Here is a 26,333-nt window from a genome sequence, read left to right on the forward strand (position 1 = left end):
CGACGTGCGCCTGTCCTACCTCACCTACCGCGACGCGCTCAGCCCGATGGGCGACCCCCGCGCCGAGGCCGTCGTGGCCGACCTGCCCGGACCGGGGGTGCTCGACGGCCACCCCGCGGCCGTGCCGCCGCCGGTGCGCGCGTTCCTGGAGGACGCACCCCGGCTGCCGCCGTGGGCGCGGCCCGAGCGGTTGCGGCGCATCGCCTCGTTCTTCCGGCGCCACGGTGCCGCGGTCACCGCGGTGCAGGCGACCGCCGGGCTCGTCGGCACCTACCTGTCGCCGTCGACCGCCCGCGCCCTGCACGCCGCGCGGGGGCCGGGCCGGCCGCACCGCCGCGTGGCCCGCGCCACCAGGCTGCTCACCGGCATGACCCACCCGGAGGCGTTCAGCGGCGGCCGGGTCGTCCCGCTGTGCCGCCGGATCCGGCTGCTGCACGCCGCGGTCCGCCAGCAGCTCGCCCGCTCGGGCCGCTGGGACGGCGACGTGCCGCTGTCCCAGCGCGACGTCGCGGGCGCGGTGCTGACCCTCTCCCTCGGCGGGGTGGACGCGCTGGACCGCCTCGGCGTCCCCACGACCCCGCAGGAGCGGGAGGACCACCACTACGCCTGGCGGCTGGTCGCCCACTTCCTCGGCGTCCCGGACGAGTACCTGCCGGACTCGGAGGCCGAGGCGCGCGAGCTGTGGGCCGAGGTCCGCGAGCACGAGTGGGGCCCCAGCGGCGCGGGCACCCTGCTGGCCCGGGGCACGGTCGAGCTGCACCAGCGCACCGTGCCGCCCGAGCTGCGCGCCGCCGTGCCCGCCTTCGTGCGCCGGGCCCTGGGCGACGGGCCCGCGGACCTGGTCGAGGTGCCCCGGGGGATCTTCGACGACCGCGTGGTGGGCGCGCTGCGGGTCGCCGTCGAGCGGGTGGGCCGCTCCCCGAACCTGCCGCGACCGCGGGCCGGGGAGGCGGTCGGGCGGGAGATCACCACCTGATCGTGGCGCTTGGGCGTCGGCCCAGCGGGAAGACACGAACGGTGGAACTCCTCGGCATCGATCCCGTGCGCGCCGTCCGGGGGCTGGTCCGCCTCGCCCTCACCCCGCCGGAGCGGGCCGCGCACCGGGACCGCCGCAACGCGTGGTCGTGCCCAGGGCGCCTGCACGTCGAGGTCCACGGCGTCCACGGCCCCCGCGGCGGGCTGGTCGCCGAGCGGGTCGAGCGGCTGCTGGAGGGCCACGGCGGCGTCCGGTGGGCCAGGGTCAACGCCCCGTCCGCGCGCGTGGTCGTCGCCGTCACCGACCCGCCGCCGCCGACCGAGGAGCTGGTCGAGCTGGTCCGGCGCGCCGAGGCCGACCCCGCCACCGACGAGGAGCGCCTGGTCGAGGACGAGCTGCACCACCCCGCGGACGGCGTCCGGGGCACCCGCCTGCTGCCCACCCTCGCCGCCGACGCCGCGGGCCTGGCGCTGGCCGCGGTCACCAGGGTCGCGCCGTGGGCGCCGGTGCCCGCCGAGCTGACCGCGCTGGTCTCCGCGGTCGACCTGCACCCCGGGCTGCGCGCGCTGGTCGCCGGCCGCTTCCGGGGCCGCGAGCGCGCCGACTCGGCCACCTCGATCCTCGCCGCCCTGGTGCACGGCCTGGCCTCGCGCGGCGAGGGCACCCTGCTCGACCTCGCCCAGCGCGTCCAGCAGTGGCGCGAGGTCAGGGCCCACGAGCGGGCGTGGTGCGGCGCGGAGGACGGCCTGATCAACGGGCCCGAGGACGCCGCGGCCGAACCGGTCGTGGTCGAGCGGCCCCGGCCGTTCCCGGAGGGGCCCGTCGAGCGCCACGCGCGCCGGTCCCTGGCCGCGGGCGCCGCGGCGGTGGCGGCCGCCGCACCGCTGACCGGCCTCCGGCGGGCCGCCGCGCTCGGCGTGGCGAGCCTGCCCAAGGCGCCGTCGGTGGGCCGCACCGCGTTCGCCGCCCAGCTGGGCCGGGTGCTGGCCCGGCGGGGCGCGCTGGTGATGGAGCGGTCCGCGCTGCGCCGGCTGGACGCGGTGGACGTGCTGCTGCTCGACGAGGCCGCGCTGTGCCCGGACCGGTGGGTGCTCGGCGACCTGGCGCCGCTGCCCGGCGCGGACACCGGCGAGTTGGCCGGGCGCGCGTTCGCCCTGTTCGACCCCGAGGACCCGACCGCCGCGCGCCGGGACGGCGGCTGGGTGCTGGGCCCGCTGGACCGGCTCGACCTGCGCGGCAGCCGGGGCGCGCGGGAGCGGCGGCCGTTCACCGGGCGCGCCGCCGTGCTCGGGCTGGCCGAGGGGCAGCGGCTGCGGGCCGTGCTGGCCGCGGACGTGGAGACCCCGCCCGCGGTCGACGCCCTCGCCGCGGCCGCCCGCGAGGCCGGGTTGCGCGTGGTGGTGGCCACCGACCGCGACCGGGCCGCGGTCCGCTCCGCCGACGGCGCGGTGCCCTCCGGCGCCGCCCTCGTGGCCGCGGTGCGCGGGTTCCAGGCCGACGGGCACGTCGTGGCCGTGGTCTCGGACGACCGGCGGGCGCTGGGCGCCTCGGACTGCGGGGTCGGCCTGCACCGGGACGGCTGCCCGCCGCCGTGGGGCGCCCACGTGCTGGTGCGCGACCTGGAGGCGGCCGTGCTGCTGGTCGAGGCGGTGCCGGCGGCGAAGCGGGTGAACCGGGACTCGATCGTGCTGGCGCAGGTCGCGAGCGGCGTCGGCGCGGTCGGCGCGCTCGGCACGCGGGTCGGGGTGCCCGCCCGCAGCGCGGCCCGCGCGGTCGACGGCGCGTCGGCCGTCGCGTTCGTCGACGGGGTGTGGCGGGCCGAGGCCGTCGCCCGCACCGCCGCCGCGCCGACCTCGGCGACCGCGCGGCCGTGGCACGTGATGCCCGCGGACGCCGTGCTCGACGCCCTCGGGTCGGGCCGCGACGGGCTGCCCGAGCGCGAGGCGCGGCGCAGGCACCGCACCTCCGCCGGGCGGCAGGCGGTCGGCACGAGCCTGGGCAGCGCCTTCCTGGCCGAGCTGGCCAACCCGCTCACGCCGGTGCTCGCCGGCGGCGCGGCCCTGTCCGCGGCGGTCGGCTCACCGGTCGACGCCGCGCTGGTGGCGGGCATCGTGGGTGTGTCGGCGCTGATCGGCAGCGCGCAGCAGGTGGCCACCGACCGCGCGTTGGCCGCCCTGCTGGCCCGCTCGGCGGTGCGCGCCACCGCGGTGCGCGACGGGCGCGACCGCGAGGTGACCGCGGAGGAGTTGGTGCGCGGCGACGTGGTTCGGCTGGGCCCCGGCGACGTGGTGCCCGCCGACTGCCGGCTGCTGACCGGCGAGGGGCTGGAGGTCGACGAGTCGTCGGTGACCGGCGAGTCCCTGCCGGTGCCCAAGGACCCGGCGCCGGTGGTGGCCGCCGAACCGGCCGACCGGTCGTCGATGCTCTACGAGGGCACCACGGTCGCGGCGGGGGAGGCGCTGGCCGTGGTGGTGGCCACCGGGGACGCCACCGAGGTCGGCCGCGGCATGGCGACGGCGCGGCGCAACGCGCCCACCACCGGCGTGGAGGCGCGGCTGGCCGAGCTGACCCGCAAGGCGCTGCCGGTCGCGCTGGGCTCGGCCGCCGCGGTGACCGGGGCCGGGCTGCTGCGGGGCGTGCCGCTGCGGCAGAGCCTGGGCGCGGCGGTCAACCTGGCCGTGGCCTCGGTGCCCGAGGGGCTGCCGTTCCTGGTCAACGCCGCCCAGCTCGCCGCCGCCCGCAGGCTGGCCGAGCACGGCGCGCTGGTCCGCAACCCGCGCACCATCGAGGCGCTGGGCCGGGTGGACGTGCTGTGCTTCGACAAGACCGGCACGCTGACCGAGGGCAGGCTGAGCGTGAGCCGCGTCGACGACGGCCGGCGCGGCGCGGACCCGCGATCGCTGACCGACGGGCTGCGCCGCGTGCTCGCCGCCGCCGTGCGCGGCACCCCCGGGGCCGACGACCCCGCCGACCTGGCGCACCAGACCGACCGCGCGGTGCTGGAGGGCGCCCGGCGGGCCCGCGTGCGCGCCACCACCGGCGCCCGCGGCTGGACGCGGGCGGACGCGCTGCCGTTCGAGCCCTGCCGCGGCTACCACGCGACGCTGGGCCGGGTCGGTGAACGGGTGCTGCTGAGCGTGAAGGGCGCGCCCGAGGTGGTCCTGCCGCGCTGCGACCTCGACCAGCGCGCCCGCAGGCGCCTGGCGCAGCGCGCGCACCGGCTGGCCGGGCAGGGGCACCGCGTGCTCGCGGTCGCCGAGCGGGACGGCGGTTTCGAGCGGGGTGGCGGTCCCGGCTGCGACGGCGGTCCCGGCTGCGCCGACGAGGACGTGCGCGGGCTGACCTTCCTGGGCTTCGTGGCGCTGGCCGACCCGGTGCGCGAGGGCGCGCCGCCGGCCGCCGCCAGGCTGCGCGAGGCGGGCGTGCGGATCGTGGTGGTCACCGGCGACCACCCGGCCACCGGCGAGGCCATCGCCGCCGAGGTCAACGGCGCCGAACCGGTCACCGTGGTCACCGGCGCCCAGGTCGACGCGCTGCCCGACGACGAGCTGGACGCCCTGCTGCCCACCGCCGACGTGATCGCCCGCTGCACCCCGGCGCAGAAGGTCCGCGTCGTCGAGAGCTACCAGCGCGCCGGCCGGGTGGTCGCGATGACCGGTGACGGCGCCAACGACGCGCCCGCGATCCGGCTGGCCGACGTGGGCATCGCCCTGGGCCGCCGCGGCACGCCCGCCGCCCGCGCCGCGGCCGACCTCGTGGTCACCGACGACCGGCTGGAGACGATCACCCACGCCCTGGTCGAGGGCCGCGCCATGTGGGCGTCGGTGCGCGAGGCCCTGGCCATCCTGCTCGGCGGCAACCTCGGCGAGATCGCGTTCAGCGTGCTGGGCGCGGGGCTGACCGGCCGGTCCCCGCTGACCGCGCGCCAACTGCTGCTGGTCAACCTGCTGACCGACCTGGCGCCCGCCATGGCCATCGCGCTGAGCAGGCCCGACCGCGAGGCCGTGCCCGACCTGCTGCGCGAGGGGCCCACCACGTCGTTGGGCGCGGCGCTGACCCGTGACATCGGCGGGCGGGCCGCGGTCACCGCGCTGGGCGCCACCGCCGCGTGGACCGCGGCCCGGTTCACCGGCCGGTCGCGCCGGGCGAGCACGGTCGCGCTGGCCGCCCTGGTCGGCACCCAGCTCGGCCAGACCCTGCTCACCGGCGGCCCGGACCGGTCGGTGCTGGCCGCCGGGATCGGCTCGGCCGCCGCGCTGGCCGCGGTGATCCAGACGCCGGGCGTCAGCCACTTCTTCGGCTGCACGCCGCTGGGGCCGGTGGGCTGGGGCATCGCGCTGGGCGGCGCGACCGCCGCGAACGCGCTCGGGCTCGTGCTGGGGCGGGTCACTCCACGTGCTGGGTGACCGTGCCCCGCACGAAGTACCGCTGCGCCACCAGGAACAGCAGCACCATCGGCACGGTGGCCACCGCGCTCGCCGCCAGCACCAGCTCCCACTGCGCCTCGCCGCCCTCGCCGAACCGGTCCAGCACGGCCTTCAACCCGCGCGGCAACGTGTAGAGGTCGGGCTCGCGCAGGTAGATCAGCGGTTTGATCAGGTCCGTCCAGGCGGCCTTGAGCTCGAACACGAACACCACCACCAGCCCCGGCCGCGCCAGCGGCAGCCCGAGGGCGGTGAACAGCCGCCACGCGTTCGCGCCGTCGACCTTGGCCGCGTCGAACACCTCGCCCGGCAGGCCCAGGAAGAACTGGCGCAGCAGGAAGATGTAGAACGCGGAGCCGAACAGGTTCTGCGCCCACAGCGGGATCTGCGTGGTGGCCAGGCCCAGCGCGTGCCACTCCAGGTACACCGGCACCATGGTCACCGCGGCGGGCAGCATCATCGTCGCCAGCACCACGCCGAACAGCGCGTCGCGACCGGGGAACCGGAACATCGCGAAGCCGAACGCCACCACCGCGCTGGCCGCCGTGGCCGCGACGGCCGCCGCCAGGCCGACCGCGACGCTGTTGCCCACCCACGTCAGCAGCGGCACCGCCCGCCACACCTCGACGTAGTTGCCCGGCGAGAACGGCCTGGGCAGCAGCGCGTTGTCGAACACGTGCGCCCGGTCCTTGAGCGACGCGCTGACCAGCCACCAGAACGGGTAGCCGAACGCCAGCGCGACGACCAGCAGCCCGGCCCACACCCCGACCCGCTTCACGGCCGTTCCCCCTCGTAGTGGACGTACCGGCGGGACAGCCGCACCTGCACGGCCGTGACGAGCGCGATGACCAGGAACAGGCCCCACGCCAGCGCGGAGGCGTACCCCATGCGCAGCGACCCGAACGCCTCCTGGAACAGGTGGATCACGTAGAACAGCGCGGCGTCGCCCTCGGCGGACTGCTTGGCGCGGGCGCCGAAGAACATCGCGTACGCCTCGGTGAAGACCTGGAGCGAGGCGATGGTGTTGACCACGACGGTGAAGTAGACCGTGCCGCTGATGCCGGGCAGCGTGATGTGCCAGAACTGCCGCCACGGGCTCGCGCCGTCCAGCCGCGCCGCCTCGTAGCGCTCCAGCGGCACGCGGGTCAGCGCCGCCAGGTACAGCACCGCGGTGCTGCCCACCGTCCACAGGCTCATCACCACCAGGCCCGGCTTGATCCACGTCGGGTCGGTGGTCCAGTTCGGGCCGGTGAAGCCGAACCAGCCCAGGAACGCGTTGATCGCGCCGTTCTGGCCGTTGAGCAGCAGCAGGAACAGCGCGGCCAGCGCCACCGGCGGCGTCATCACCGGCAGGTAGACCACGGTGCGGAAGAACCCGGCCGCCCGGCCCGCGCGGCGCAGCAGGCTCGCCAGGGCCAGCGCCAGCACCACCTGCGCGGGCACGTGCAGGGCGGTGAAGAACACCGTGTTCCACAGCGCCGTGCCGACCCGCTCGTCGGTCAGGGCCTCGCGGTAGTTGTCCAGGCCGACGTAGGTCGGTGGGCGCAGCATGTCGTAGTGGGTCAGCGACAGCCACAGGCTGAACAGCATCGGGCCGGCGGTGAAGGCCAGGAACCCGATGATCCAGGGGGACAGGAACAACCACCCCGCGCGAGCTTCGCGTCCGGTGACCGACACGGCCCTACCTCCCGCCCACCCGCTTGAGCGCGCGTTCGGCCTCGCGCTGCGCCTGCGCCATCGCGTCCTCCGGGCTCTGCTGCCGGTTGAGCACCCGGTTCACCGCGCCCTCCCAGGCGCGCACCAGCTCGCTGGCGGCCGGGCTGGGAGGCAGGGCGAACGCCTGCTCCTGCAACGCCAGCACGGTCGGCACGCCCTGCTGGAGCACCCGGTTGCCCTTCGGGTCGAACACCTCGCGGAAGATCCGCTCGTCGGCGACCCGGTTGGCGGTGAACGTGCCGCCGTAGGGCTTGCCGGCGCGGGCCAGGGCGTCCCGGCGGGCCTTGGCGGCGGTGACCCACGTGTCCGGGTGGGTCAGGGTGGTGATGAAGCGGCACGCCGTGTCCGGGTGCCGAGCGCCGCGGGGGATGGCCCACGCCTGGCCGCCGGACTCGGTGAGCGGGTTGCCGGCGCGGTCGGTGAACGGCACGACCGTCACGTCGACGTCGGGGGAGTTGGTGGCCAGCGTGTTGAGGTACCAGGAGTCCATCGGCATCGCGGCCAGCTGGCCCGTGACGTACTGGTTGTTCGCACCGAACTGGTCGAAGGTGTCGCGGAACGCCTTGAACGACGCCCAGCCGCCCTGGCGCTCGACCAGGTCGGCGGTGACGCGGACCGCCTCGACCACGCGCGGGTCGTCCAGGCGGGCGTCCGGGCCGATCAGGTCGGCGCCGTTGGCCTTGGCCCACAGCGGCAGGAACTCGGGCATCTTGGGGTCGAAGCCGATGCGCTGCGGGCGCCCGCCGGTGACGCGGGCCAGCCGGTCGGTCAGGGCGGGCAGCCCGGCCCAGTCGGCGGTGGAGAGGGTGGCGGGGTCGAGGCCCGCCTCGCGCACCACCGGGTTGTTGATGATCATGAGGCGGACGCTGGAGAACTCCGGCAGGCCGTAGACCCGGTCGTCGTGGGTGACCTGGCGCAGGGCCGCGGGGCGGAACGCGGCGAGGTCGACGCGGTGCTCGGCCAGGCAGTCGTCCAGCGGCTGCACCGCGCCGCGGGCGGCGTAGCCGCCCAGCTTGCGCCGCTCGGCGTAGACCAGGTCGGGCGGGTCGCCCGCGGCCACCGCGGAGAGGAACTGCTGCTCGTCGAACGCGCCCTCGTTGATGCGGACGTCGATGTCGGGGTTGGCGTCGCGGAAGACCTGGACGCGGGCGGTGGCGTGCTCGTCGGGCAGGCCGAAGCCCATGGTCACCAGGGCGTTGGGCGCGTCGCCCGCGCGGTTGCCCAGCCCGCCGCACCCCGAGAGCGCCGAGGCGACCAGCAGCACCAGCGGGGGGAGCAGGGGTCCGCGCATGACCGCCTCCAGTGCCGATCGACAACGGGACGGTTCCCCCTCGGCGTGGTGCTCACACGCAAGTCGCTCGGATGGCCTAGTGCGGTCCTGTGTGGAGTGTCGGGTTCAGCGGTGCCGGGTGCATGACTCGCGGGTGCTGAGTGCATGACACGCGCGGGTTGAACGCAGGACACGCCGGGGTTGAGTGGAGGACTCGCGGTGTCCGGGTGGAGGACACGCGGTGTCTGAGTGGAGGACACGCGGGGTGGAAAGGTGGTGGTTAGGGGGTGGGGGTGGTGGCTTCGGCGGTGGCGTCGGTGGCCTCGTCGAGGTCCAGGGTGCTGCCGGTGAGCTTGCCGCGCACGGTCAGGGCCTCGGCCAGGCGGGTCAGGTAGGTGCGGCGGGTGGGGTGGGAGCGCGGGGTCTTGTGCGCCGCGGTGCGGTAGCGGCTGATGGCCTCGTCCAGGTCGGCGCGCCGGCCGGTCCTGGCGTAGCGGCGGCCGACCAGGTCGCCCAGGGCGGCCTGGCAGGCGGTGCGGTCCCAGGTCGAATCGGCGCGCGGGGCCCGCAGCGCGTCCCGGTAGGCGACGATCGCGTCGTTGAGGTCGTTGGCGCTCCCGGTGGCGTGGAAGCGCTTGGTCAGCACGGCGCCCAGCGCCTCGGCGTGCGCGGCCCGGCGCACGTCGGCGACCGGCGTGTCCCGCAGGGCCCGGCGGCACAGGGCGACGGCCTCGTCGACCACCTCGGCGCAGCCGTTGGCCTCGTAGTCGGCCACGAGCTGCCTGCCCAGGTCGACCAGCGCGGTCGCCCGGGCCGGGTGCCCCTCGGGCGGCAGGCGGGGCAGCACCTCCGCCCGGACCAGTTCCAGCACCGCGCGGTCGGCCTGCCGGTCGGCGCCGGGCGCGGGCCGTTCCGGCTGTTCCTGGCCCCACCACGTCGTCATGGCCCTCCCCGCGTCCTCGCCCGGCCACCGCGTCGCGGCCGTCCAGGCACAGCCGCGGCGGTTGGGCGTCAACCCTACTCGCCCGGAGGAACACGGCGGGTGACGGGGAGGGGCCGGCACGGCGGCCCGCGGGGTGACGGGAAGCGGGAGTGCGGGGCGGGTTCAGGGGCTGGGGGTCCGTTCGCGCTCCTCGTCGGTGATCTCCGGCCGCCACACGGCGTAGCGGAGCTCGGGTGGTGAGCGCGGTCAGGTCGGCCCGCGGGTCCGCGGTGGCGAAGAAGACGGGCGCCGGCGCGGACATCACGAAGGTGCGCAACGGCGCCGGTCGGGCATCCGACCACCACGCCGAGCCCCGGCCCGGCCGGCCCGGGCCGGGGGTCGGCTCTTGCGGCGCACCACACCCGAACCGACGGGCACGCCGGTGAACGCGACCGCGTGGGCGGAAAACGCCTCCCCACCTCGTTGCGGCGCGGCGCTGCGCCACCGGCGGGCCGCCGGGTGGCGGGCTACGCTCGGTCCGTGAGCGACCCATCGAAGTCCGCGGCGACCGGAGCCGACCCGGAGCAGGGCAACCCGGAGCACGGCCGGGCAGGCACCTACTCGGTCAAGGGCAAGGAGTACACCCGCGACACCCGCTACATCACCACCCGCATCACCGCCGACGGGCGCGACGGGTTCCCGGTCGAAGCCGGTCGCTACCGGCTGGTCGCGGCGCGGGCCTGCCCGTGGGCGAACCGGGCGATCATCGTGCGGCGGCTGCTCGGCCTGGAGGACGCGCTGTCGATCGGCCTGCCCGGGCCGACGCACGACGCGCGGTCGTGGACGTTCGACCTCGACCCCGGCGGGCGCGACCCGGTGCTGGGCATCGAACGCCTCCAGGAGGCGTACTTCAAGCGCGACCCGGACTACCCGCGCGGGATCACCGTGCCCGCGATCGTGGACACCACCACCGGCGCGGTGGTCACCAACGACTTCGCGCAGATCACCCTGGACCTGTCCACCGAGTGGCGGGCCCACCACCGCGAGGGCGCGCCCGACCTGCTGCCCGAGGCGCACCGCGACGAGATCGACGAGGTCAACCGCCGGGTGTTCACCGAGGTGAACAACGGCGTCTACCGGTGCGGGTTCGCGGGCAGCCAGCAGGCGTACGACGAGGCGTACCGGCGGCTGTGGACCGCGCTGGACTGGCTGGAGGAGCGGCTGGCCGACCGGCGCTACCTGGTCGGCGACACGATCACCGAGGCCGACGTGCGGCTGTTCACCACGCTGGTGCGCTTCGACCCGGTCTACCACGGGCACTTCAAGTGCAACCGGAACAAGCTGGCCGAGATGCCGGTGCTGTGGGCCTACGCGCGGGACCTGTTCCAGACGCCGGGCTTCGGCGACACGGTCGACTTCCGCCAGATCAAGGAGCACTACTACCTGGTGCACACCGACCTCAACCCGAACGGGATCGTCCCCTGTGGACCGGACCTGTCCGGGTGGGTCACCCCGCACGGGCGCGAGGCGCTGGGCGGCCGCCCGTTCGGCGACGGCACGCCGCCGGGGCCGGTGCGCGAGCCGGTGGACCCGGCGCACACCCCACTGTCCACAGTGGACTGACCGCTGCGGGGCGGGTCGCCGCCCGCCCCGCACCTCACCACTCCTGGCGCGGCTCCACCAGCGGGCCCCACTCCCGCGCCAGCGCGGCCGCCAGCTCCAGGTTCGCCGCCGCCGCCTCGACCGTCCGGCGGCCGTACCCGCAGGCCGCCGCCACGCCGGTGACCGGCGCGCCCAGCGCCTCCACGGTCAGGTACAGCGCCCGCCGCGTCGCCGCCGGGTGGGACTCGGCGACCACCCCGGCGATCACGTCCACGCCCCGCCGCAGCCGTCGCAGCGCCTCGAAGAAACCCGGGTCCGTCGGCGGCGGGTCGTCGCCGCTGGTCACCGGCAGGTGCACGGTCGGCATCGGCAGGCGGTGCCGGTCCAGCAGGTCGGCCAGCCCGTTCAGGAACTCCACCGCCGGGTCCAGGTCCGTCGGCGCGAACACCGGCACGTGCTCCAGGTCGCCGTAGCACAGGTGCAGCACCCAGCGCGCCCGCGGCGCGGCCCGCAGCACCTCCGCGACCTGGGCGGCCAGGTCGCGCGTCAGCATCGACCACGCCTCCCGCGAGGTCCGGTGGTAGGCCACCAGCACGGCCGGGGTCTCCAGCTGCAACTGCACCCGGTCGCCCCAGGTGGCCGCGATCTGGGCGACCTCGCCGAGCACGGCCTCCCGCACCACCGGCATCCAGTCGCGGGCGGCCGTCACCGAGCCCGAGGCGAACAGCGCCAGGTCCAGCGGGTTGGGGATGCCGACCTGCACCCGCGCGTCGCCCGCGCCGGCCGCGCCCAGCGCGGCGAACGCCGCCTCGGCCTGCGCCGGGCGACCCGGTGCCACGTCGCCGGGCACCAGCCGCCGGCCGGGCAGGACGCGGTAGTGCGGCATGTCGTCGTAACCCCGGCTCGCGCCGCCGCGCACCCGCTCCAGGGCCGGCACGGCGGCCAGCCGGTCCAGCCAGTCGATGATCCACCGCGGGTCGCGGTCGTAGGGCAGCGCGGTCAGCTCCGCGCCGCGGCGGTGCCGGAGGAACCAGCCCATCGCGGCGGCCGGGTCCTCGCACAGCGGCGGTGGCAGGGAGCCCACCAGGTGCACGGGCAGCGGGCGGGACGTCCAGTGGGCCGGCGTAGCCCGGGACTCGCGGATCGTGGACATGCCGGTTCCTGCTTTCACCAGAGGTCGTGTTCCGGTCACATGCTGGCAGCTCCGCGCGGGCCGGCAAGATCCGTTACCGGGTCCCGTGAAGATCGTCCACGCGATCGTGTGACGTGCGGGCCACCGGGGCGTGGAATCCCTGGCGGACACCGGAAAGCCCGTTGCGGTGGCACTTTCGTCACTCACACGAGTGGAAAGGCCCGGGAAGGGCCTCCCCGGGCGGACGGAGGGCGTCGGCTGTGCTGCACTCGAAGGGGCACGACACCGCGGGAACCCGCGGTGGTCCCGACGCGAGGAGGCCGAGATGCCCGTCCGGGAGCGGTCGCGCAGGGGGAGGGCAGGGCCCTCCGGCGCGAGCTGAGACCGGGCGCGGTGCCGTGCGGTGCCGATGTCGGCGTCCACCCGGGACCACGGGTCCGCGGTGGGCGCCGCTCCCGATCCGGCCGGTCGCGCGGAGCGCGGTGCGGGCAGTCGACGGCGTGGGGTTGGCCGACTGCCCGCCCCCCGCGCGGACGACCGGCCAGGGGGCGGTTCGGCTGGTGGGTGCGGATGCTTTCTGCCGCTATGTGGAGCCGAACCGCCCCCGGTCCGCCCCGGGGCGACCACCTCGTCGCGCGAAGACCCCGACGTGCCCGACCGGCAGGCCGACCGGGCCGCCGACGAGCAGCCGAGACGCGACCACCCGCGCCGCCCGGTCGGCGACCGCGCGGCGGTGAACCGGTCGACGACGTGCTCACGGATCAGCCGGGGTCGCCGCGGCGCTTGCGGTGGGCGACCCAGGCCAGGTCGACCGCCGAGACGACCGCCAGCACGACCAGCAGCACGGCCAACCAGGCCAGGCCGGCCCGCCACGCCAGGACCGCGGCCACGCCGCTGAAGACGATGCCGAACCCGGCCAGCCACAGCCGCAGGGTCAGCGCGCTGCGCGGCGGGGCGGGTGGTGGGAGTTCTTCGGTCATGGTGGACCAGTCCTCACGCGGGGTGCCCCACCGCCCGCGCCGGGGCGGTGGGACGACGGTCGCGGGGTGCGCCTCAGGCGTCCTCGCGGTCGGGGCTCTCCAGCTGGAAGAAGGTGCTCGGCGAGCCGTCCGAGCGCTGCTCCTGGTAGATGAAGTTCAGCCGGCGCTCGTCGAACGTGGCGAACCACTCGTCCCAGTCCACGTGGCGCAGCCCGTCACCCCCGTGGCCCGGGAAGTCGAACCGCAGCACGCCCAGGTGGTCGCCGTGCTCGGTGCCCGGCACGGTGGCCGGCGTGGCGTCGCGCGCCTCGGCCCACTGCCGGATGACGTCGTGGTTGGTGGTCACCAGGCTCCGGCCGGGCCGCTCCGGCTCGTCGTCGGTGGAGCGGACCTCCTGGGAGTACTTCAGGCTCTTGGAGGTGCCCTCGCCGGTGCGGACGCCACCCCGGTCGTCCCCGCTGCGGGGCTCCGGCGCGCCGCCGCCCATCGCGTCGGCGACGGCCCGCACCAGCTCGGCCTTGTGCATGTCGTGGGAGCCGCGCACGCCGAGCTCGGACGCCTTGTGCCGCAGCTCGTCGACGGTCATGTCGGAGAGCTTGCCCGCGTCGGCCCGGCTGCTCTTGTCCTGCGTTCGCTGCTTGCTCATCTCGCCTCCTCGCGCAGTGGGCTACCCGCGCGGGACGAGCTGATGCGGCCGGATCGGATTCCCCGTCGCGGGTCCCCGGGTCAGTCCCGGGCGAGGTGCCGCTTGGCGGCCTCGTAGCCCAGGTGCAGCCAGTCGGAGGTGCCGACGGCGGTCAGCGCGGTCATCGCCAGCCGGGTGGCGCGGGGCGCGAGCACGTGACCGGCGGTGAGCGCGGTGGCGATCCAGACGCCCGAGCAGAACGGGCAGGTCACCAGTTCGCCCACGGCGTGCCGGACGCCGTCGCCGCGCACGGACTCGTTGACCTCCGCCACCCCGGCGGGTTCCTCGTACCGGGTGAACGGGGCGCGCAGCGCGGCGGTGACGGAACTCTTGGTCAGCAGCCGGCTGGCCTTGTGGGTGGCCATCGACAGCAGCGCCACGTCACCCGCCGACACCCGCTCGGGCAACCGCGCCCCGGTGCGGCGGCCGATCAGCGCGGCCGCGCCGACCAGTGCCGCGTACGAGCCCATCGCGGACAGGTACCCGGCCAGCGGCCTCCGCTCCCCGTTGGAATAGGCGGTGCGGACGCGTTCGAAGCTCCGGGCGATCGACATGCGCGGTGAATTGCCCCTGTGGGGGAGTTCAAACCGTGGTGCCGGTCGCGCCGGCCGCGACCCCCGGGACAGCGCGACCGGGCGGACCTCGCGGGTCCGCCCGTCGTGTCGGCCGCGCCCCGTGGGACAGCGCGACCGGGAGAACCTCGCGGGTTCGCCCGTCGTGTCGGCCGCGCCCCGTGGGACAGCGCGACCGGGCGGACCTCAGCGGTCCGCCCGGTCGCGTGTTCGAGCCGGTCGTGTTCGGGTGGTGCGTCAGCCGGTCCAGGCCAGCAGGGCCTGGCTGCGCTCCGGGCTGCGCAGGTGCCGCAGCGACTCCTTCTCCAGCTGGCGGATGCGCTCGCGGGTCAGGCCGACCTCGGCGGCCACCTCCTGGAGCGTGCGCGGCCGGCCGTCGGTCAGGCCGTAGCGCAGGGTCAGGATCAGCGCCTGCCGGGGCGGCAGGGTGTGCACCAGGTTGAGCAGCTCGGCGACCATGCCGTTGTGCTCGACCACCTCGTGCGCCTGCACGGCCTCGACGTCCTCGATCAGGTCGGCCACCGACGTGCTGCCGTCGTCGCCGACCGGGGTTTCCAGGCTGATCGCCGACCGGCCCGCCTCCAGCAGCTCGACCACGCGCGCCAGCGGGGTGCCCGACGCCTGCGCGATCTCCTCGTGGGTCGGGTCGCGGTCCAGCTCCAGCCGCAGCTTGCGCTCGACCTTGCGCAGCTTGGACAGCTCCTCGAACACGTGCACCGGCAGCCGCACCGTGCGGGTCTGCTCGGCCACGCCGCGCTCGATGGCCTGGCGGATCCACCAGATCGCGTAGGTGGAGAACTTGTAGCCCTTGGCGTAGTCGAACTTCTCCACGGCCCGGATCAGGCCCAGGTTGCCCTCCTGGACCACGTCCAGGAACGGCAGGCCGCGGTAGGCGTGCTTCTTGGCCACCGACACCACCAGGCGCAGGTTGGCCCGGATCATGTGGTCCTTGGCACGCCGGCCGTCCGCGGCCACCTCGCGCAGCGCGCGTCGGCGGTCGAGCTCCATCGGCGGGCCCTCGCCGGCGTCGGCGGCGCGCAGCAGCTCGGCGGCGTACACGCCCGCCTCGATGCGCCGGGCCAGGTCCACCTCCTGCTCGGCGGTCAGCAGCGGCGTGCCGCCGACCTCGCGCAGGTAGTGGCCGACCAGGTCGGCGTCCTGCGACCACTCCCGGCGGGACGCGTCGGCGCGCTGCGGGCGGGTCTTCGTCGTGGTGGTCGTCGAGGACATGTCTTCTCCTTCTGGATCAGCCCGCCCAGGGGGCACGGGGGAGTGGTGGACTGCGCTTCACGATGTGGTTGGACGATCCCGCGGCCGCTCCGGCGGCTCTCGTCCGCGCCCTGATCGGGCGACACCCCGTTCAACGGAGCGTGACGCACGGGCATTCCCCATCGGGTTACCCGATCGAGGGCGACCCCGAACACACGACCGGAACGGGTAATCGGTCTTCGACCGGGTAGCCGAAGGAGATGGGTGGGTGTGGGGTGAAGCACAGACCGTGAGCGCGCGGGCGGCCGTCACGCCCGGTGACCCCCGCGAGAGGTCATGGTCCGCTACTTCAGGTGCCCGCGCACGCCAATAACGCCACGGGGAAATCTTCACCTGTTCGGACCACGGCGACCGGGATCAGGCGGAGGTCTCCTCCTCCCGCGACCGCCCCCGCGAGGCGTCCCGCTCCGGCTCGGCCGGCGGCGTGTCCGAGGGCTCCTCGGGTCCGCTCTGCCGGTCGATCACCTCGCCCAGGTACCGGAGCACCACCGCGGCGGTCGCCGCCGCGGGCACCGCCAGGAACGCGCCGGCGATCCCGTAGAGGCTGCTGCCCGCGGTCACCGCCAGCAGCACCACCGCGGCGTGCAGGTTCAGGCTCTTGGACTGGAGGATCGGCTGGAGCACGTTGCCCTCCAGCTGCTGCACCAGCACCACGACCACCAGCATGATGATCGCCGTGGTCAGGCCGTTGCTGACCAGGGCGACCAGCACGGCCAGCGCGCCCGCCACGAACGCGCCCACGATCGGCACGAACCCGCCCAGGAACGTCAGCGCGGCCAGCGGGACGGCCAGCGGCACCCCCGTCACGACCAGGCCCAGGCCGATCAGCACCGCGTCGACCAGGCTCACCACGGCCTGGGTGCGGATGAACCCGCCCAGCGTCGCCCACACCCGGTCCAGCACGACCGACAGGTGGCTGCCCGCGCGCTCGCCGACCACGCCGCGCAGCCACGGGGTGAACCGCGGGCCGTCCTTGACGAAGAAGAACGCCAGCAGCAGCGCGACCAGGCCGGTCACCACGCCCGACGTCACCGTGCCCACGCCGGTCAGCAGGCCGTTGGCGATCGAGCCGATGCTGGACTGGAGCTGGTCGGTGCCCTGGTCGACCAGCCGGTCGAGCTGGCCCTCGCCGAGGTTGAGCGGCGGCCCGGACAGCCAGTCGCGGGCCTGCTGGAGCGCCTTGGTGGCGCTGTCGGCGATCTGCGGCACGCCCGAGGCGATCGACGTGGTGATCAGCGCCAGCACGCCGCCCAGCACGGCCAGGCCGCCGAGCAGCACCAGCGTCGCGGCCAGCGCTGGCGGCAGGCCGCGCGAGCGCAGCCACCGGGCGGGCGGCCACAGCACCGTGGTGATCAGCAGGCCGAGCAGCACCGGCATGACGATCACCCACAGCTTGCCGATCAGCCACCACACCAGCACGAACCCGACCGCGGCCAGCGCCAGGCGGGTGCTCCAGCGCGCCAGCCAGCTCAGCCCGTGCCCGATGGCGTCACCGCGGTCAGCCCAGCGGCGGTTCCCTGCACCCACGTCGCCCCGTCCCCTCAGGTGCGCCGCTCGGCGCGGCGCTTCGCGGTGCAGCCTGCCAGACGCCGCCGACCGGCTCGAACACCTCGGCGGACCGGTTGTCGCTCGTCCGGGTGGAGTCGGTGCGGCGCGAGCCGATGGCGCCCGTCACCGGCACGCCGCGGGGTCCGGCGCGGGGACGTGGCCTGTGCCGATCATCACCGGCCGAACGGCCCAACGCTGATCGCGCCGAACCGCTCAACCTCGTACGGTGTGCCTGAACGCGGCGAGGGGGCGCACCCGCCCGTGCCGGGACCAACCCCGTGCGGTGTGCCTGAACGCGGCGAGAGAGGAGCGGGACGTGGGCATCGTGTCGCCCGGCTTCCACGGCCGGCGCAGGCCCGCCGTGGAGCTGCCGCCCGGCCAGTACCTGACCGAGGACTTCCCGGTCCTGTCCGCGGGCCCCACCCCGCGCGTCCCCCTGGACCGCTGGCGGTTCACCGTCACCACCGAGACCGGCGAGGAGCACGGCTGGTCGTGGCGCGAGTTCCAGGCCCTGCCCGCCGAGTCGGTGACCACCGACATCCACTGCGTCACCAAGTGGTCCAAGCTGGGCACGCACTGGCGCGGCGTCTCCCTGGACACCCTCCTGTCCGACGTGGACACCGCCGCCGACTTCGCCGTGGTCCACTCCTACGGCGGCTACACCACCAACCTGCCGCTGGAAGACCTGCTGGACGGCCGGGCGTGGCTCGCGCACCGCTACGAGGGCGAGGACCTGACCCCCGAGCACGGCGGCCCGGTGCGGCTGCTCGTGCCGCACCTGTACTTCTGGAAGTCGGCCAAGTGGGTGCGCGGCATCCGGCTGGTCCTGGAGGACGAACCGGGCTTCTGGGAGACGCTCGGCTACCACGAGTACGGAGACCCATGGCGGGAACAGCGGTACCAGGGCGACTGACCTGGCGGGTGGCCACGCTCGTCGACGCCGTCGAGGAGACGCCGACCGCGCGCACGCTGGTCCTGGAGGTCCCGGGCTGGCCCGGGCACCTCGCGGGCCAGCACGTCGACGTGCGGCTGACCGCCGAGGACGGCTACCGCGCGCAGCGCAGCTACTCGCTCGCCGCGCCGGCGAAGGGCGACCTGGTGCGGATCACCGTGCAGGAGCTGGCCGACGGCGAGGTGTCGCCCTACCTGGTCCGCGGGCTGTCGATCGGCGACCCGGTGGAGCTGCGCGGACCGGTGGGCGGCTGGTTCGTGTGGCGGCCGACCGACCCGAGCCCGGTCCTGCTGGTCGCGGGCGGCTCGGGCGTCGTGCCGCTGGTGGCGATGGTGCGCGCCCGCCGCGAGGCCGGCGTTCGCACGCCGTTCCGGCTGGTCTACTCGGTCCGGAGCCCGGGGGACCGCCTGTACGCCGACGAGCTGAACCGGCCCGAACCCGGCCTCGACATCAGCTACGTCTACACCCGCACCACCCCCGAGGGGTGGCCCGCGCCACCGCACCGGATCGGCGTCCCGGACGTCAACAGCGGCGGGTGGCCCGCCGAGTTCGAGCCCGCCTGCTTCGTCTGCGGGCCCACCGGCTTCGTGGAGAAGGTGGCCGACATCCTCGTCGCGCTGGGGCACGACCCGCGGCGGGTCAGGACCGAGCGGTTCGGAGGCTGACGTGGACGGTGGCACCGAGTTCGTCGACGGCAACGCGCTGGCGGGCACCCTGGCCGAGGTCTTCGCGGTGGACGTCACCGCCGCCCTGGCCCGGTGCGGGTCGTGCGGCGAGACCGGTCCGCTGGCGGGCCTGCGCGTCTACGGCCGGGCACCGGGGCTGGTCGCCCGCTGCCCCGGCTGCGAGTCGGTGGTGCTGCGGGTGAACCGGGGCCCCGGCGCGGCCTGGCTCGACCTGCGCGGCGCCACCTGCCTGCGCGTCGACCTGCCGGACTGACCCGGGACCGGCCGGCCCGGGACCGGCCGGTCTAGGACCACCGTTCCAGGTACAGGCAGAACAGGTCCGGCTGCCCCGAGCCGACGCCCAGCGGCTCGGCCAGCGCGTCGGCCCGCCCGTACTCGCCGAGCACGTGGTGCTCGCCCGGGTCGAGCCGCACGGTCCGCGCGGGCAGGCCGTCGACCGAGGGGCACGCGGCGGAGCCGCCCAGCGGCGGGAACGACGGCGGGCAGTCGCCGCAGCCGGGCAGCGTGAACTCGTGCGCGGTCGACCCGGCCACCCGCACGGTGACCGGCGCGCTCACCCCGTTGACGAACGTCACCGGGATCGAGCCCTCGGCGCCCAGCGGCGCGGGCACCGGCACCCGCGCGCCCGTGCCCGCGGCGACCTTGGCCGAGATCAGCGCGGAGCGGGCCCGCGCCGCGTCGCCGTGGTCGGGGAAGGTGCCGACGAACCGCTCCAGCGCGGTCACCGCGTCGTCCGACCGGCCCTCCCGCAGTTGCCCGAGCCCGCACTCCAGCACCGCGCGCGGGAAGTGGGCCCGGGCGTCGGCCGCCGCCTTCGCCAGGGCCGGGTCGGTCAGGCCGGCGAAGTACTCCAGCGCCGGGGCCGCGGCGCAGAACTCGCCCCGCCCGAGGGGTGCGGCGGCCGCGCCGTAGACGGCGTCCAGCGCCGCGGGCACCTCGGCGGCGGCCGGCGTGCCGCCGAACTCGCGGACGACCACCAGCAGCGCGTCCACCGAGCCGCGGGCCCGGGCGACCGCGTCGGTGCCGGCGGGTGGGGCGGCGCGGGCCAACCGCAGGTAGGCGTCGGCGACCTCGTCGCGGAACGACGCGTCCTCGCGCAGCAGGTCGCGGTAGACCTCGACGGCCTCGGCGGGCTTGCCGCCGTCCCGCAGGCCGCGCGCCCACGTCGCGTAGGTCTCCACCAGGTCCTGGTGCACGTGCGGGTCCAGCGGGCTGCCCGGGTGCTGTTGGCGGAAGTGCCGGTAGCGGGCGACGGCGGTGGCGTGCTCGCCCGCGCGCTGCGCCTCGGTCGCCCACGTGTAGGCGCCGCACTCGGTCAGGCCCCGCGCGGCCGCGGCCACGTCGGGGCTCAGCGTCAGCTCGTAGAACCCGGTGACCGCCTCGAACTCGTCGACCGCGGCCGCGCAGTTCCCGCCGGCCTGCGCGGCCAGGCCGGCGGTGTGGGCGGCGTGCCCGGCCAGGCCGTAGCCCGCGTAGGCGCCCGCGACGAGCACCACGGCCAGGGCGCCGGCCAGGACCGGGGTGGCGCGGGCCGGCGGGCGGGGGTGCCGGGTGGCGATCCGGGCGGCGTCGAGGGCCAGGGCGGCGAACCACGCCACCGCCACCAGGCGCCACGGGCCGGGCGAGTTCGCCGCGTCGGTGGCGTAGGCGACGACCACCAGCGCCACCGCGCCCGCCGCCGCCACCGCGGCCCGTGCCCAGCGGCCCAGGTAGGCGTAGCCCAGGCCGAGGCCGGTGAGGTTGAGCAGCACGGCGGCCGGCCCGGAGCGCGGGGGAGCGGGCGGGAAGAGGGCGGGGAGCCGGGGATCGGTGGGCGCGTCGTCGACCCACGCCGGTCGGTCGGGTCGCTCCGGGTGGTCGACCCACCGCGCCTGGTCGGGCGGCTCACCGTCCTCCGAGGGGTCCTCCGGCCATCGCCCGCCCATCCCGCCCCCTCAGCGCTCGCCCGCACCAGCAGACAGCAGACCACGGAACGCGCCACCGGGGGCACCTCGCCGACCCCCGGCCACCGGAACGGCCCAGGGGCGCCGCCACCGGTCAGGCGCCCGCCGACACCAGGGAGTCGAGCCGGTAGCGGGCCAGCCGGTGCAGCATCTCGGCCAGGGCCCCGGGCTGGATCTGCCCCTCCAGGTCCTGACGCGCGCCGAGCACGGTGCTCGTCACCACCGTCTCGGGCACCAGCCCCTTGAACTCGTCCGCGAGCCTGTCCACGGCTTCGCGGCAGCACGGTTCCTGCGCGTAGCGGTCGACCACAGCTGCTCCTGAATTGTCCGGTTCTCCGCCTCCATTGTGCGGGCGCCCGCAACCGGGTTACCTGACGGTGAGCTGACGATCCGCTCAGCCGGACGCGCTGGTCGCGGCCGTCGGCGAGGTGGTGGTCGGCGACGCGGTGGCGGTGGTCGGGTCCGGCCGCTGGGTGAGCGTCGGCGTCGGCGCGGGGTTGACCGTCGAGGTGACCAGCGGCTGGGGCTCGTCCTGCGCGGTGACGCCGCAGCCGGCCGCCACCAGCAGCACCGCGGCGGGCACCACCGCGAGCGCGGGCGCGGCCGATCTCATGACGCCGCCTCCGGGATCTCCACGACGAACCGCGCCCCGCCACCGGGGCGCTCCTCGACCCGCACCGTACCGCCGTGCCGCTGCACGTGCTGCGCCACCAGCGCCAACCCCAGCCCGCTGCCGGTGGCCGCGCCCCGCGACCCGGCCCGCTCGCCCCGGTTGAACCGCTCGAAGATCCGGGTGCGCAGCCCCGCGGGCACGCCCGGCCCCTCGTCGTCCACCTCCAGCCTCGCCCACCCGCCCCGGCGCAGCACCGCCACGCGCACCGCGCCCCCGGCATGGTGCTCGGCGTTGTCCAGCAGGTTGTTGACCACGCGGTCCAGCCGGCGGCGGTCGCCCAGCACGTGCGGCGCGGGTCGGTCGGCCGCCAGCGGCACCGGGCCGCGCGGCCGCGCGGCCAGCACGTTGGTCACCAGCGCGACCAGGTCGATCGACTCCGGCGCCGAGTCGTCCCCCTGCTGGTCGGCCCGGGTGATCTCCAGCAGGTCCACGACCATGCGGGCGAACCGGTCGACCTCGGAGGTCAGCAGGTCCAGCGCCCGGCCCGCGGTGCCCGGGATCTCACCCCGGCGGCGGCGCAGCACCTCGGCCGCGTTGACCATCGTCGTCAGCGGTGAGCGCAGCTCGTGGCTCACGTCGCCGGCGAACCGCGCGTCCCGCAGCACCCGCTGCTCCAGCGCGTCCGCGGTGGTGTTGAACGTCGTGGCCAGCGGCGTCAGGTCCGGGTCGGTCTGCTCGGGCAGCCGGGCCCGCAGGTCGCCGCCCGCGATGCGCGACGCCGCGTCGGTCAGCGCGGTCAGCGGCCGCAACGCGCGCCTGCTCGCCCACGACCCCAGCGCGACGCCGAGCAGGCCGCTCACCACGGTTCCCGTCACCAGCACCGCGCTGAGGAACCGGAACGTCCGGTCGAGCTGCACCATCGGCGCCATCTCCACGTACACGCCCTCGGCGTGCGCGATCGGCAGCGTGACCGCGTACACCGGTATCCCGCCGACCACGAGCCGCTGGCCCGCGGGCACGCCGTCGCGCGCCAGTTGCAGCAGCTTCGGCGGCAGCACCGCCGGGTCGACCTGCCTGCCGCTGGTGAGCACCTGACCGGGCCGGAACAGCAGGATCGTGGTGTCCGGGCCGGCGGTGAGGCCGGTCAGCAGCTCCTCCAGGCCGTCCGAGGCCGCCCGCAGCGACTCGTCGACCAGGCGCACGTCCACCTCGGCCTGCCGGACCGCGCTCTGCTCGCGCTGGCGCAGCATGTACCCCGACGCGAGGTTCCACACCACCAGGGCCAGCACGCTGGTCAGCAGCAGCGACCCGACACCGAGCACCATCGCGACGCGCCAGCGCAGCGAGAACCGGTGCGCCCGCCTCACCCGTCGCCGCCCAGCCGGTAGCCGGAGCCGCGGACGGTGACGACGAGCTTCGGGTCGTCGGGGTTGTGCTCGACCTTGCGGCGCAGGCGGCGGATGTGCACGTCGAGCAGGCGGGTGTCGCCGTAGTAGTCGTAGCCCCAGACGCGTTGCAGCAGCTGCTCGCGGGTGACCACCCGGCCGCCCGCCGAGGCGAGTTCGACCAGCAGCCGGAACTCGGTGCGGGTCAGGTGGACCTCGGTGCCGTCCCGGTGCACGGAGCCCGCGTCCGGGCGGACCTCCAGGTCGCCGACGCGCAGGACCTCGTCGTGGCGGCCGGTGCGGCGCAGCAGGGCGCGGATGCGGGCGGCGAGGACGGAGGCGACGAGGGGTTTGGTGACGTAGTCGTCGGCGCCCGCTTCCAGGCCGGCGATGACGTCGGCGGCGTCGGTGCGGGCGGTGACGATGATGATGGGCAGGTCGCCGCGGGCGCGCAGGGTGCGGCAGACCTGCAGGCCGTCGACGCCGGGCAGCATCAGGTCCAGCAGCACCACGTGCGGCCGGACTTCGTCCAGCAGGGCGAGGGCGTCCTCGCCGGAGACGGCGTCGGTGACGGCGAAGCCCTCGTCGGCCAGGGCCAGGCCCAGCGCCTGCCTGATGTGCTCGTCGTCCTCGACCAGCAGAACCGAGAAATCCATGTCGCCGGCAATCCTCCACCACGCGACCGGTCCACGCGGCCATCGCAAGGTGATCGCAAGGTTGGCGCGCGGGTGGACCGGGGCGCGAGCCTAGTGGAGGAGTCGACCGGGGGCAGTGCGGCGGCGCGGGCAGGCCGGGGGTCGGTGCGGCTCGTGGAGGGCTGACCCGGGGTTCGCGGCAGGGCGCCGGACTCCCAGGCCCGGCGGTCACCTCGTCCGGGCCGACCGCTCCAGCCGCTCGACCAGGTCCGCCCGGTCCACCCGGTCCACCGGGGACGGCAGCGCCGCCCGCTCAGACCGACCCCCGGCCACCGACTCCGCGACGAACCGGGCGACCGCCTCCGGGCCGGGCACCACGTCACCGCCGCGTCGGGCGAGCACGATCGGGCGCTCGGCCGGTCCGGTCTCCACCGACAGCTCCCAGCCCCGCCGCTCGGTCCAGACCAGCATCAGGTCCCGGTCCGGGTGCTCGGGCGCCCGGCAGCTCAGCGCGACGTAGGCGGTCACCGTGTCGGTGACCTCGTGGGTGGTGCCCTCGGGCGGCACGCCGAGCGCGTCGGCCACGGCGCGCACGTAGTCGCCCAGGGCCAGCGCCAGGGCGTGGTTGTCCTCGGGCGAACCGGCGGGCAGCAGGACCGGTGACAGCCACCCGATCGGGGTCTCGCCGGTGAAGGGGAGGGCGGCCGGGGCCGACCGCGTGAGGACGTCGCTGCGGGCGAGGGCGCCGGTGCCGCGCTCGGCGAGGCTGCCGCCCGGGTCGATGAGGCTCATGTGGACTCCGTTTCCCTGGTGGGCCGCCGGGGGTGGCACCGGGACCGGCGGGAGCGCGGCCACCGGGGCCCGGTGGCCGTCATCCGCATCGAGGCAGGGGAGCGGAGGGAGAGGCGGCCGCGGTGCCGACAGGTGGTGGGTGGCCCTGAAACGTGCGTGAGCAGGAGTTCGGTGCGCCGTCTCCCCGGCGGGGAAACGGCCGAAGTGGTGGGGAGATCGGGGTTACCAGCGCTGGTTGGCCCGACCCGTACGACCGTACCGCATCACGGATCGGATGACCGGGTGACACACCGGGGATTGGTCCAATTAACGTCATGTGCGCCGGAAAACGTGAGTACCGCACTCGATTCAGCGCGGTTTTGCGGCCGGTGCCCGGGGGTCGGGCCGGAGATTCTGCGGCCGGAGTTCGGTGCCCGGTTCGGTATCGCGGGAGCGCTGTGGCCGTCGCATTGGGGGCGCCATCGCAGGCGTGGTGTCGCGGGCGCGGCGAGTGCGGCGCGGAGGGGTGGGGCGGGCGCGGCGCGGAGGGCGCGGCGCGGCATGGCGGGCGCGGTGGCGCGGTGTGGCAGGTGCGGCGGCGCGGGCGTGGCGGAGTCGCGGCGGGGTGCTGTCGTCAGCGCGGGCCGTCGCGAGTGCGCGGACCTACAAGTGCGTGCCGGAGTGCCGGGGCACCGGGAAGCCGGCGCCCCGCAGCGCCGTGAGGGCGTGTGCCACGGTCGGGTGAACGTCGAACAGCTCGTCCACCAACGTCATCTCCAGGGTGCGCAGCACCGCGCGCTGACCGGTCGCCACCGCGAGGGCCGTGCCCTGCTCCTGCGCCCTGGTGTAGACCTCGACCAGGAGCCGGATCCCCGTCGAACCGAAGAACTCGACCCGCGTCAGGTCCACCACCAGGCCGGTGGGCTGGCGGTCGAGCTGGGCGCCCAGGGCGGCGCGGATGTCGGCCTCGCAGGCCATGTCGACCTCGCCGATCACCGCGACCGAGGGAATGCCCCACTGGTCGGTCGTGACCACCGTTGTCTCAGGAACGGTGTACGCACAAATATCGCTCAACCGGGGCTCCTCGGGCTGGTGCGCAAACCAACAACCGAGCTTCTCTTCAACCCGAATCGTCGCTCCGCGTAGCGGTTATGCAGACAACTCAACCGTACGGCGCCCGACCCGCCCTGGCAACCACCCGGTGGAGTGGAACGCAACACGGCGCACGGGAGTTCACCCGGTCGGTAGGCGCCCGGCCGGTCGGCGCGCTCCCGGAAACCCGTGCGGCGCAGCGGTTCCCGGGAGCGTGCAACCGCCGCGCCCGCGCGTGTCGTCCTCAGGGGGACGGCGGTGGCCGCGCACCGCGTCCGACGCGCCCCGCCTGGGTACCCCGTCTCATCGGGGTCGGGTGCCGAGAGGAGACGCCGATGTCCGGCGAACGGGTCGTCGCGGGTGTCGACGGCACCGACGCTGCCCTGCGCGCGGCCGGGTGGGCGGCGCGGCAGTCGGTGGCGTGGGGCCTGCCGCTGCGGCTGGTGCACGGGCTGCGCTGGCCGCTCTACGAGCAGGTGCACCTGCACCAACCGGTCGACGTCGCGGGCGAGGAGGCCATGCGGCAGTGGGCGCGCGACGTGCTCGACGAGGTCGCCCGGCGGTGCCGGGCCGCCGGCGCGGCGGACGTGCGGGCCGAGGTCGTGCCCGGCGACCCGGCGGACGTGCTGGCGCGCGAGGCCGAGCACGCGGCCTTCGTCGTGGTCGGGCACGCCGACGGCGGCGGGGTCACCCGCGCCCTGCTGGGGTCGACCTCGGCGCAGCTCGTCCAGGCGTGCACCCGACCGGTGGTGATCGTCCGGGCGGAGGCGACCGCGGAGCGTGGCGGTCCGGTGGTCGTCGGCGTGGACGGTTCACCCGTCGACGGTCCGGCCGTCCGGTTCGCCCACGAGTTCGCCGACCGGGTCGGCGCCGGGGTGGTGGTCGTGCACGCGTCGGACGAGGGGGTCCACCCGGCCGGGGTGGAGGCAGACCTGGCCGACTGCGCGCGCCGGCACCCCGGCGTCCGCGCCCGGCTGGAGGTCGTCACCGGGGCGCCGGTGGACGCGCTGCTCGCCGCGGCGCGTGACGCCCGGCTGGTCGTGGTCGGCAGCCACGGCGCGGGCGTGGTGCGGCGGGCCCTGTTCGGTTCGGTCGGCCACTCGGTGGTGGACCGGGCGACCTGCCCGGTCGCGGTGCTGCCGCCGCACGCCGCGCCCTGA

General features: G+C 75.9%; 24 protein-coding genes. 7 read left to right on the forward strand and 17 right to left on the reverse strand.

Features of this window, described 5'->3' with window-relative positions; translation table 11 throughout:
* The first annotated feature begins 4 nt into the window (after window positions 1-4).
* Both EKG83_RS20440 and EKG83_RS20445 read left to right on the forward strand, forming a co-directional pair.
* The gene (locus EKG83_RS20440; protein ID WP_033431705.1) at window positions 5-976 is read left to right on the forward strand and encodes an oxygenase MpaB family protein; all 972 of its coding nucleotides are present in this window, start codon (window positions 5-7) and stop codon (window positions 974-976) included.
* A 65-nt stretch (window positions 977-1,041) separates the two neighbouring features.
* Complete coding sequence (locus tag EKG83_RS20445; RefSeq protein ID WP_228122725.1) at window positions 1,042-5,382, forward strand: cation-translocating P-type ATPase; 4,341 nt, start codon at window positions 1,042-1,044, stop codon at window positions 5,380-5,382.
* Here EKG83_RS20445 and EKG83_RS20450 read toward each other — a convergent pair.
* From EKG83_RS20450 to EKG83_RS20465, 4 genes are all read right to left on the reverse strand, one after another.
* Window positions 5,363-6,178: a carbohydrate ABC transporter permease gene (locus EKG83_RS20450; protein WP_051766033.1), complete on the reverse strand. Its 816-nt coding sequence runs from the start codon at window positions 6,176-6,178 to the stop codon at window positions 5,363-5,365. The two genes, EKG83_RS20445 and EKG83_RS20450, sit on opposite strands and share 20 nt — an antisense overlap.
* Window positions 6,175-7,077, reverse strand: a complete 903-nt coding sequence (locus EKG83_RS20455; RefSeq protein ID WP_033431707.1) for a carbohydrate ABC transporter permease — start codon at window positions 7,075-7,077, stop codon at window positions 6,175-6,177. The genes EKG83_RS20450 and EKG83_RS20455 overlap by 4 nt, the downstream gene beginning before the upstream one ends.
* 4 nt (window positions 7,078-7,081) lie before the next feature.
* The gene (locus tag EKG83_RS20460; RefSeq protein ID WP_033431708.1) at window positions 7,082-8,407 is read right to left on the reverse strand and encodes an ABC transporter substrate-binding protein; all 1,326 of its coding nucleotides are present in this window, start codon (window positions 8,405-8,407) and stop codon (window positions 7,082-7,084) included.
* A 259-nt stretch (window positions 8,408-8,666) separates the two neighbouring features.
* Window positions 8,667-9,329: a hypothetical protein gene (locus tag EKG83_RS20465; protein WP_033431709.1), complete on the reverse strand. Its 663-nt coding sequence runs from the start codon at window positions 9,327-9,329 to the stop codon at window positions 8,667-8,669.
* 639 nt (window positions 9,330-9,968) lie between these two features.
* Here EKG83_RS20465 and EKG83_RS20470 point away from each other — a divergent pair.
* Window positions 9,969-10,931, forward strand: coding sequence for a glutathione S-transferase family protein (locus tag EKG83_RS20470; protein WP_211269133.1), 963 nt, complete (start codon window positions 9,969-9,971; stop codon window positions 10,929-10,931).
* Window positions 10,932-10,965: 34 nt separating this feature from the next.
* On the opposite strand, the gene EKG83_RS20475 is transcribed toward EKG83_RS20470, so the two are convergent.
* The 6 genes from EKG83_RS20475 to EKG83_RS20500 all read right to left on the reverse strand — a co-directional run bounded on the left by EKG83_RS20475 (window position 10,966) and on the right by EKG83_RS20500 (window position 17,075).
* Window positions 10,966-12,063: a hypothetical protein gene (locus tag EKG83_RS20475; RefSeq protein ID WP_033431710.1), complete on the reverse strand. Its 1,098-nt coding sequence runs from the start codon at window positions 12,061-12,063 to the stop codon at window positions 10,966-10,968.
* Between the two features lie 740 nt (window positions 12,064-12,803).
* Window positions 12,804-13,022, reverse strand: coding sequence for a DUF6343 family protein (locus EKG83_RS20480; protein WP_051766035.1), 219 nt, complete (start codon window positions 13,020-13,022; stop codon window positions 12,804-12,806).
* Between the two features lie 73 nt (window positions 13,023-13,095).
* Window positions 13,096-13,668 carry a hypothetical protein gene (locus EKG83_RS20485; protein WP_051766037.1) on the reverse strand — a complete coding sequence of 191 codons (573 nt, stop codon included), beginning with the start codon at window positions 13,666-13,668 and terminating at the stop codon, window positions 13,096-13,098.
* Between the two features lie 80 nt (window positions 13,669-13,748).
* Complete coding sequence (locus EKG83_RS20490) at window positions 13,749-14,261, reverse strand: DUF1360 domain-containing protein (RefSeq protein WP_033431711.1); 513 nt, start codon at window positions 14,259-14,261, stop codon at window positions 13,749-13,751.
* 255 nt (window positions 14,262-14,516) lie between these two features.
* Window positions 14,517-15,509, reverse strand: coding sequence for a sigma-70 family RNA polymerase sigma factor (locus EKG83_RS20495; RefSeq protein WP_033431712.1), 993 nt, complete (start codon window positions 15,507-15,509; stop codon window positions 14,517-14,519).
* A gap of 396 nt (window positions 15,510-15,905) precedes the next feature.
* On the reverse strand, window positions 15,906-17,075 hold the full coding sequence (locus EKG83_RS20500) for an AI-2E family transporter (protein WP_051766038.1): 1,170 nt from the start codon (window positions 17,073-17,075) through the stop codon (window positions 15,906-15,908).
* A gap of 337 nt (window positions 17,076-17,412) precedes the next feature.
* Here EKG83_RS20500 and EKG83_RS20505 point away from each other — a divergent pair, with 337 nt between their 5' ends.
* From EKG83_RS20505 to EKG83_RS20515, 3 genes are read left to right on the forward strand one after another with little or no spacing between them, the layout of a single operon-like run.
* Window positions 17,413-18,009 carry a sulfite oxidase-like oxidoreductase gene (locus EKG83_RS20505; protein WP_033431713.1) on the forward strand — a complete coding sequence of 199 codons (597 nt, stop codon included), beginning with the start codon at window positions 17,413-17,415 and terminating at the stop codon, window positions 18,007-18,009.
* Window positions 17,979-18,713, forward strand: a complete 735-nt coding sequence (locus EKG83_RS20510) for a ferredoxin reductase (protein ID WP_033431714.1) — start codon at window positions 17,979-17,981, stop codon at window positions 18,711-18,713. Before EKG83_RS20505 ends, EKG83_RS20510 begins: the two co-directional genes overlap by 31 nt.
* A gap of 1 nt (window position 18,714) precedes the next feature.
* A complete protein-coding gene (locus EKG83_RS20515; protein WP_033431715.1) occupies window positions 18,715-18,987 on the forward strand; it encodes a DUF6510 family protein in 273 nt (90 codons plus the stop codon).
* 31 nt (window positions 18,988-19,018) lie between these two features.
* Here the strand turns inward: EKG83_RS20515 and EKG83_RS20520 are convergent, their stop codons facing one another.
* From EKG83_RS20520 to EKG83_RS20550, 7 genes are all read right to left on the reverse strand, one after another.
* A complete protein-coding gene (locus EKG83_RS20520; RefSeq protein ID WP_033431716.1) occupies window positions 19,019-20,659 on the reverse strand; it encodes a tetratricopeptide repeat protein in 1,641 nt (546 codons plus the stop codon).
* A gap of 112 nt (window positions 20,660-20,771) precedes the next feature.
* The gene (locus EKG83_RS20525; protein ID WP_033431717.1) at window positions 20,772-20,987 is read right to left on the reverse strand and encodes a hypothetical protein; all 216 of its coding nucleotides are present in this window, start codon (window positions 20,985-20,987) and stop codon (window positions 20,772-20,774) included.
* An 84-nt stretch (window positions 20,988-21,071) separates the two neighbouring features.
* Window positions 21,072-21,290 carry a hypothetical protein gene (locus EKG83_RS20530; protein WP_033431718.1) on the reverse strand — a complete coding sequence of 73 codons (219 nt, stop codon included), beginning with the start codon at window positions 21,288-21,290 and terminating at the stop codon, window positions 21,072-21,074.
* The gene (locus tag EKG83_RS20535) at window positions 21,287-22,615 is read right to left on the reverse strand and encodes a HAMP domain-containing sensor histidine kinase (RefSeq protein WP_051766081.1); all 1,329 of its coding nucleotides are present in this window, start codon (window positions 22,613-22,615) and stop codon (window positions 21,287-21,289) included. The genes EKG83_RS20530 and EKG83_RS20535 overlap by 4 nt, the downstream gene beginning before the upstream one ends.
* 38 nt (window positions 22,616-22,653) lie before the next feature.
* A complete protein-coding gene (locus EKG83_RS20540) occupies window positions 22,654-23,331 on the reverse strand; it encodes a response regulator transcription factor (RefSeq protein ID WP_033431720.1) in 678 nt (225 codons plus the stop codon).
* A 207-nt stretch (window positions 23,332-23,538) separates the two neighbouring features.
* Window positions 23,539-24,102 (reverse strand): DUF6292 family protein, encoded by a 564-nt coding sequence (locus EKG83_RS20545; protein ID WP_228122727.1) that lies wholly within the window; start codon window positions 24,100-24,102, stop codon window positions 23,539-23,541.
* A 642-nt stretch (window positions 24,103-24,744) separates the two neighbouring features.
* Window positions 24,745-25,116, reverse strand: a complete 372-nt coding sequence (locus tag EKG83_RS20550) for an STAS domain-containing protein (protein ID WP_051766040.1) — start codon at window positions 25,114-25,116, stop codon at window positions 24,745-24,747.
* Window positions 25,117-25,508: 392 nt separating this feature from the next.
* On the opposite strand from EKG83_RS20550, the gene EKG83_RS20555 reads away from it, so the two are divergent.
* Entirely contained in the window at window positions 25,509-26,333 is an 825-nt protein-coding gene (locus EKG83_RS20555; protein WP_033431721.1) for a universal stress protein, read from the forward strand.

The sequence above is a fragment of the Saccharothrix syringae genome (assembly GCF_009498035.1).
Classification (GTDB): domain Bacteria; phylum Actinomycetota; class Actinomycetes; order Mycobacteriales; family Pseudonocardiaceae; genus Actinosynnema; species Actinosynnema syringae.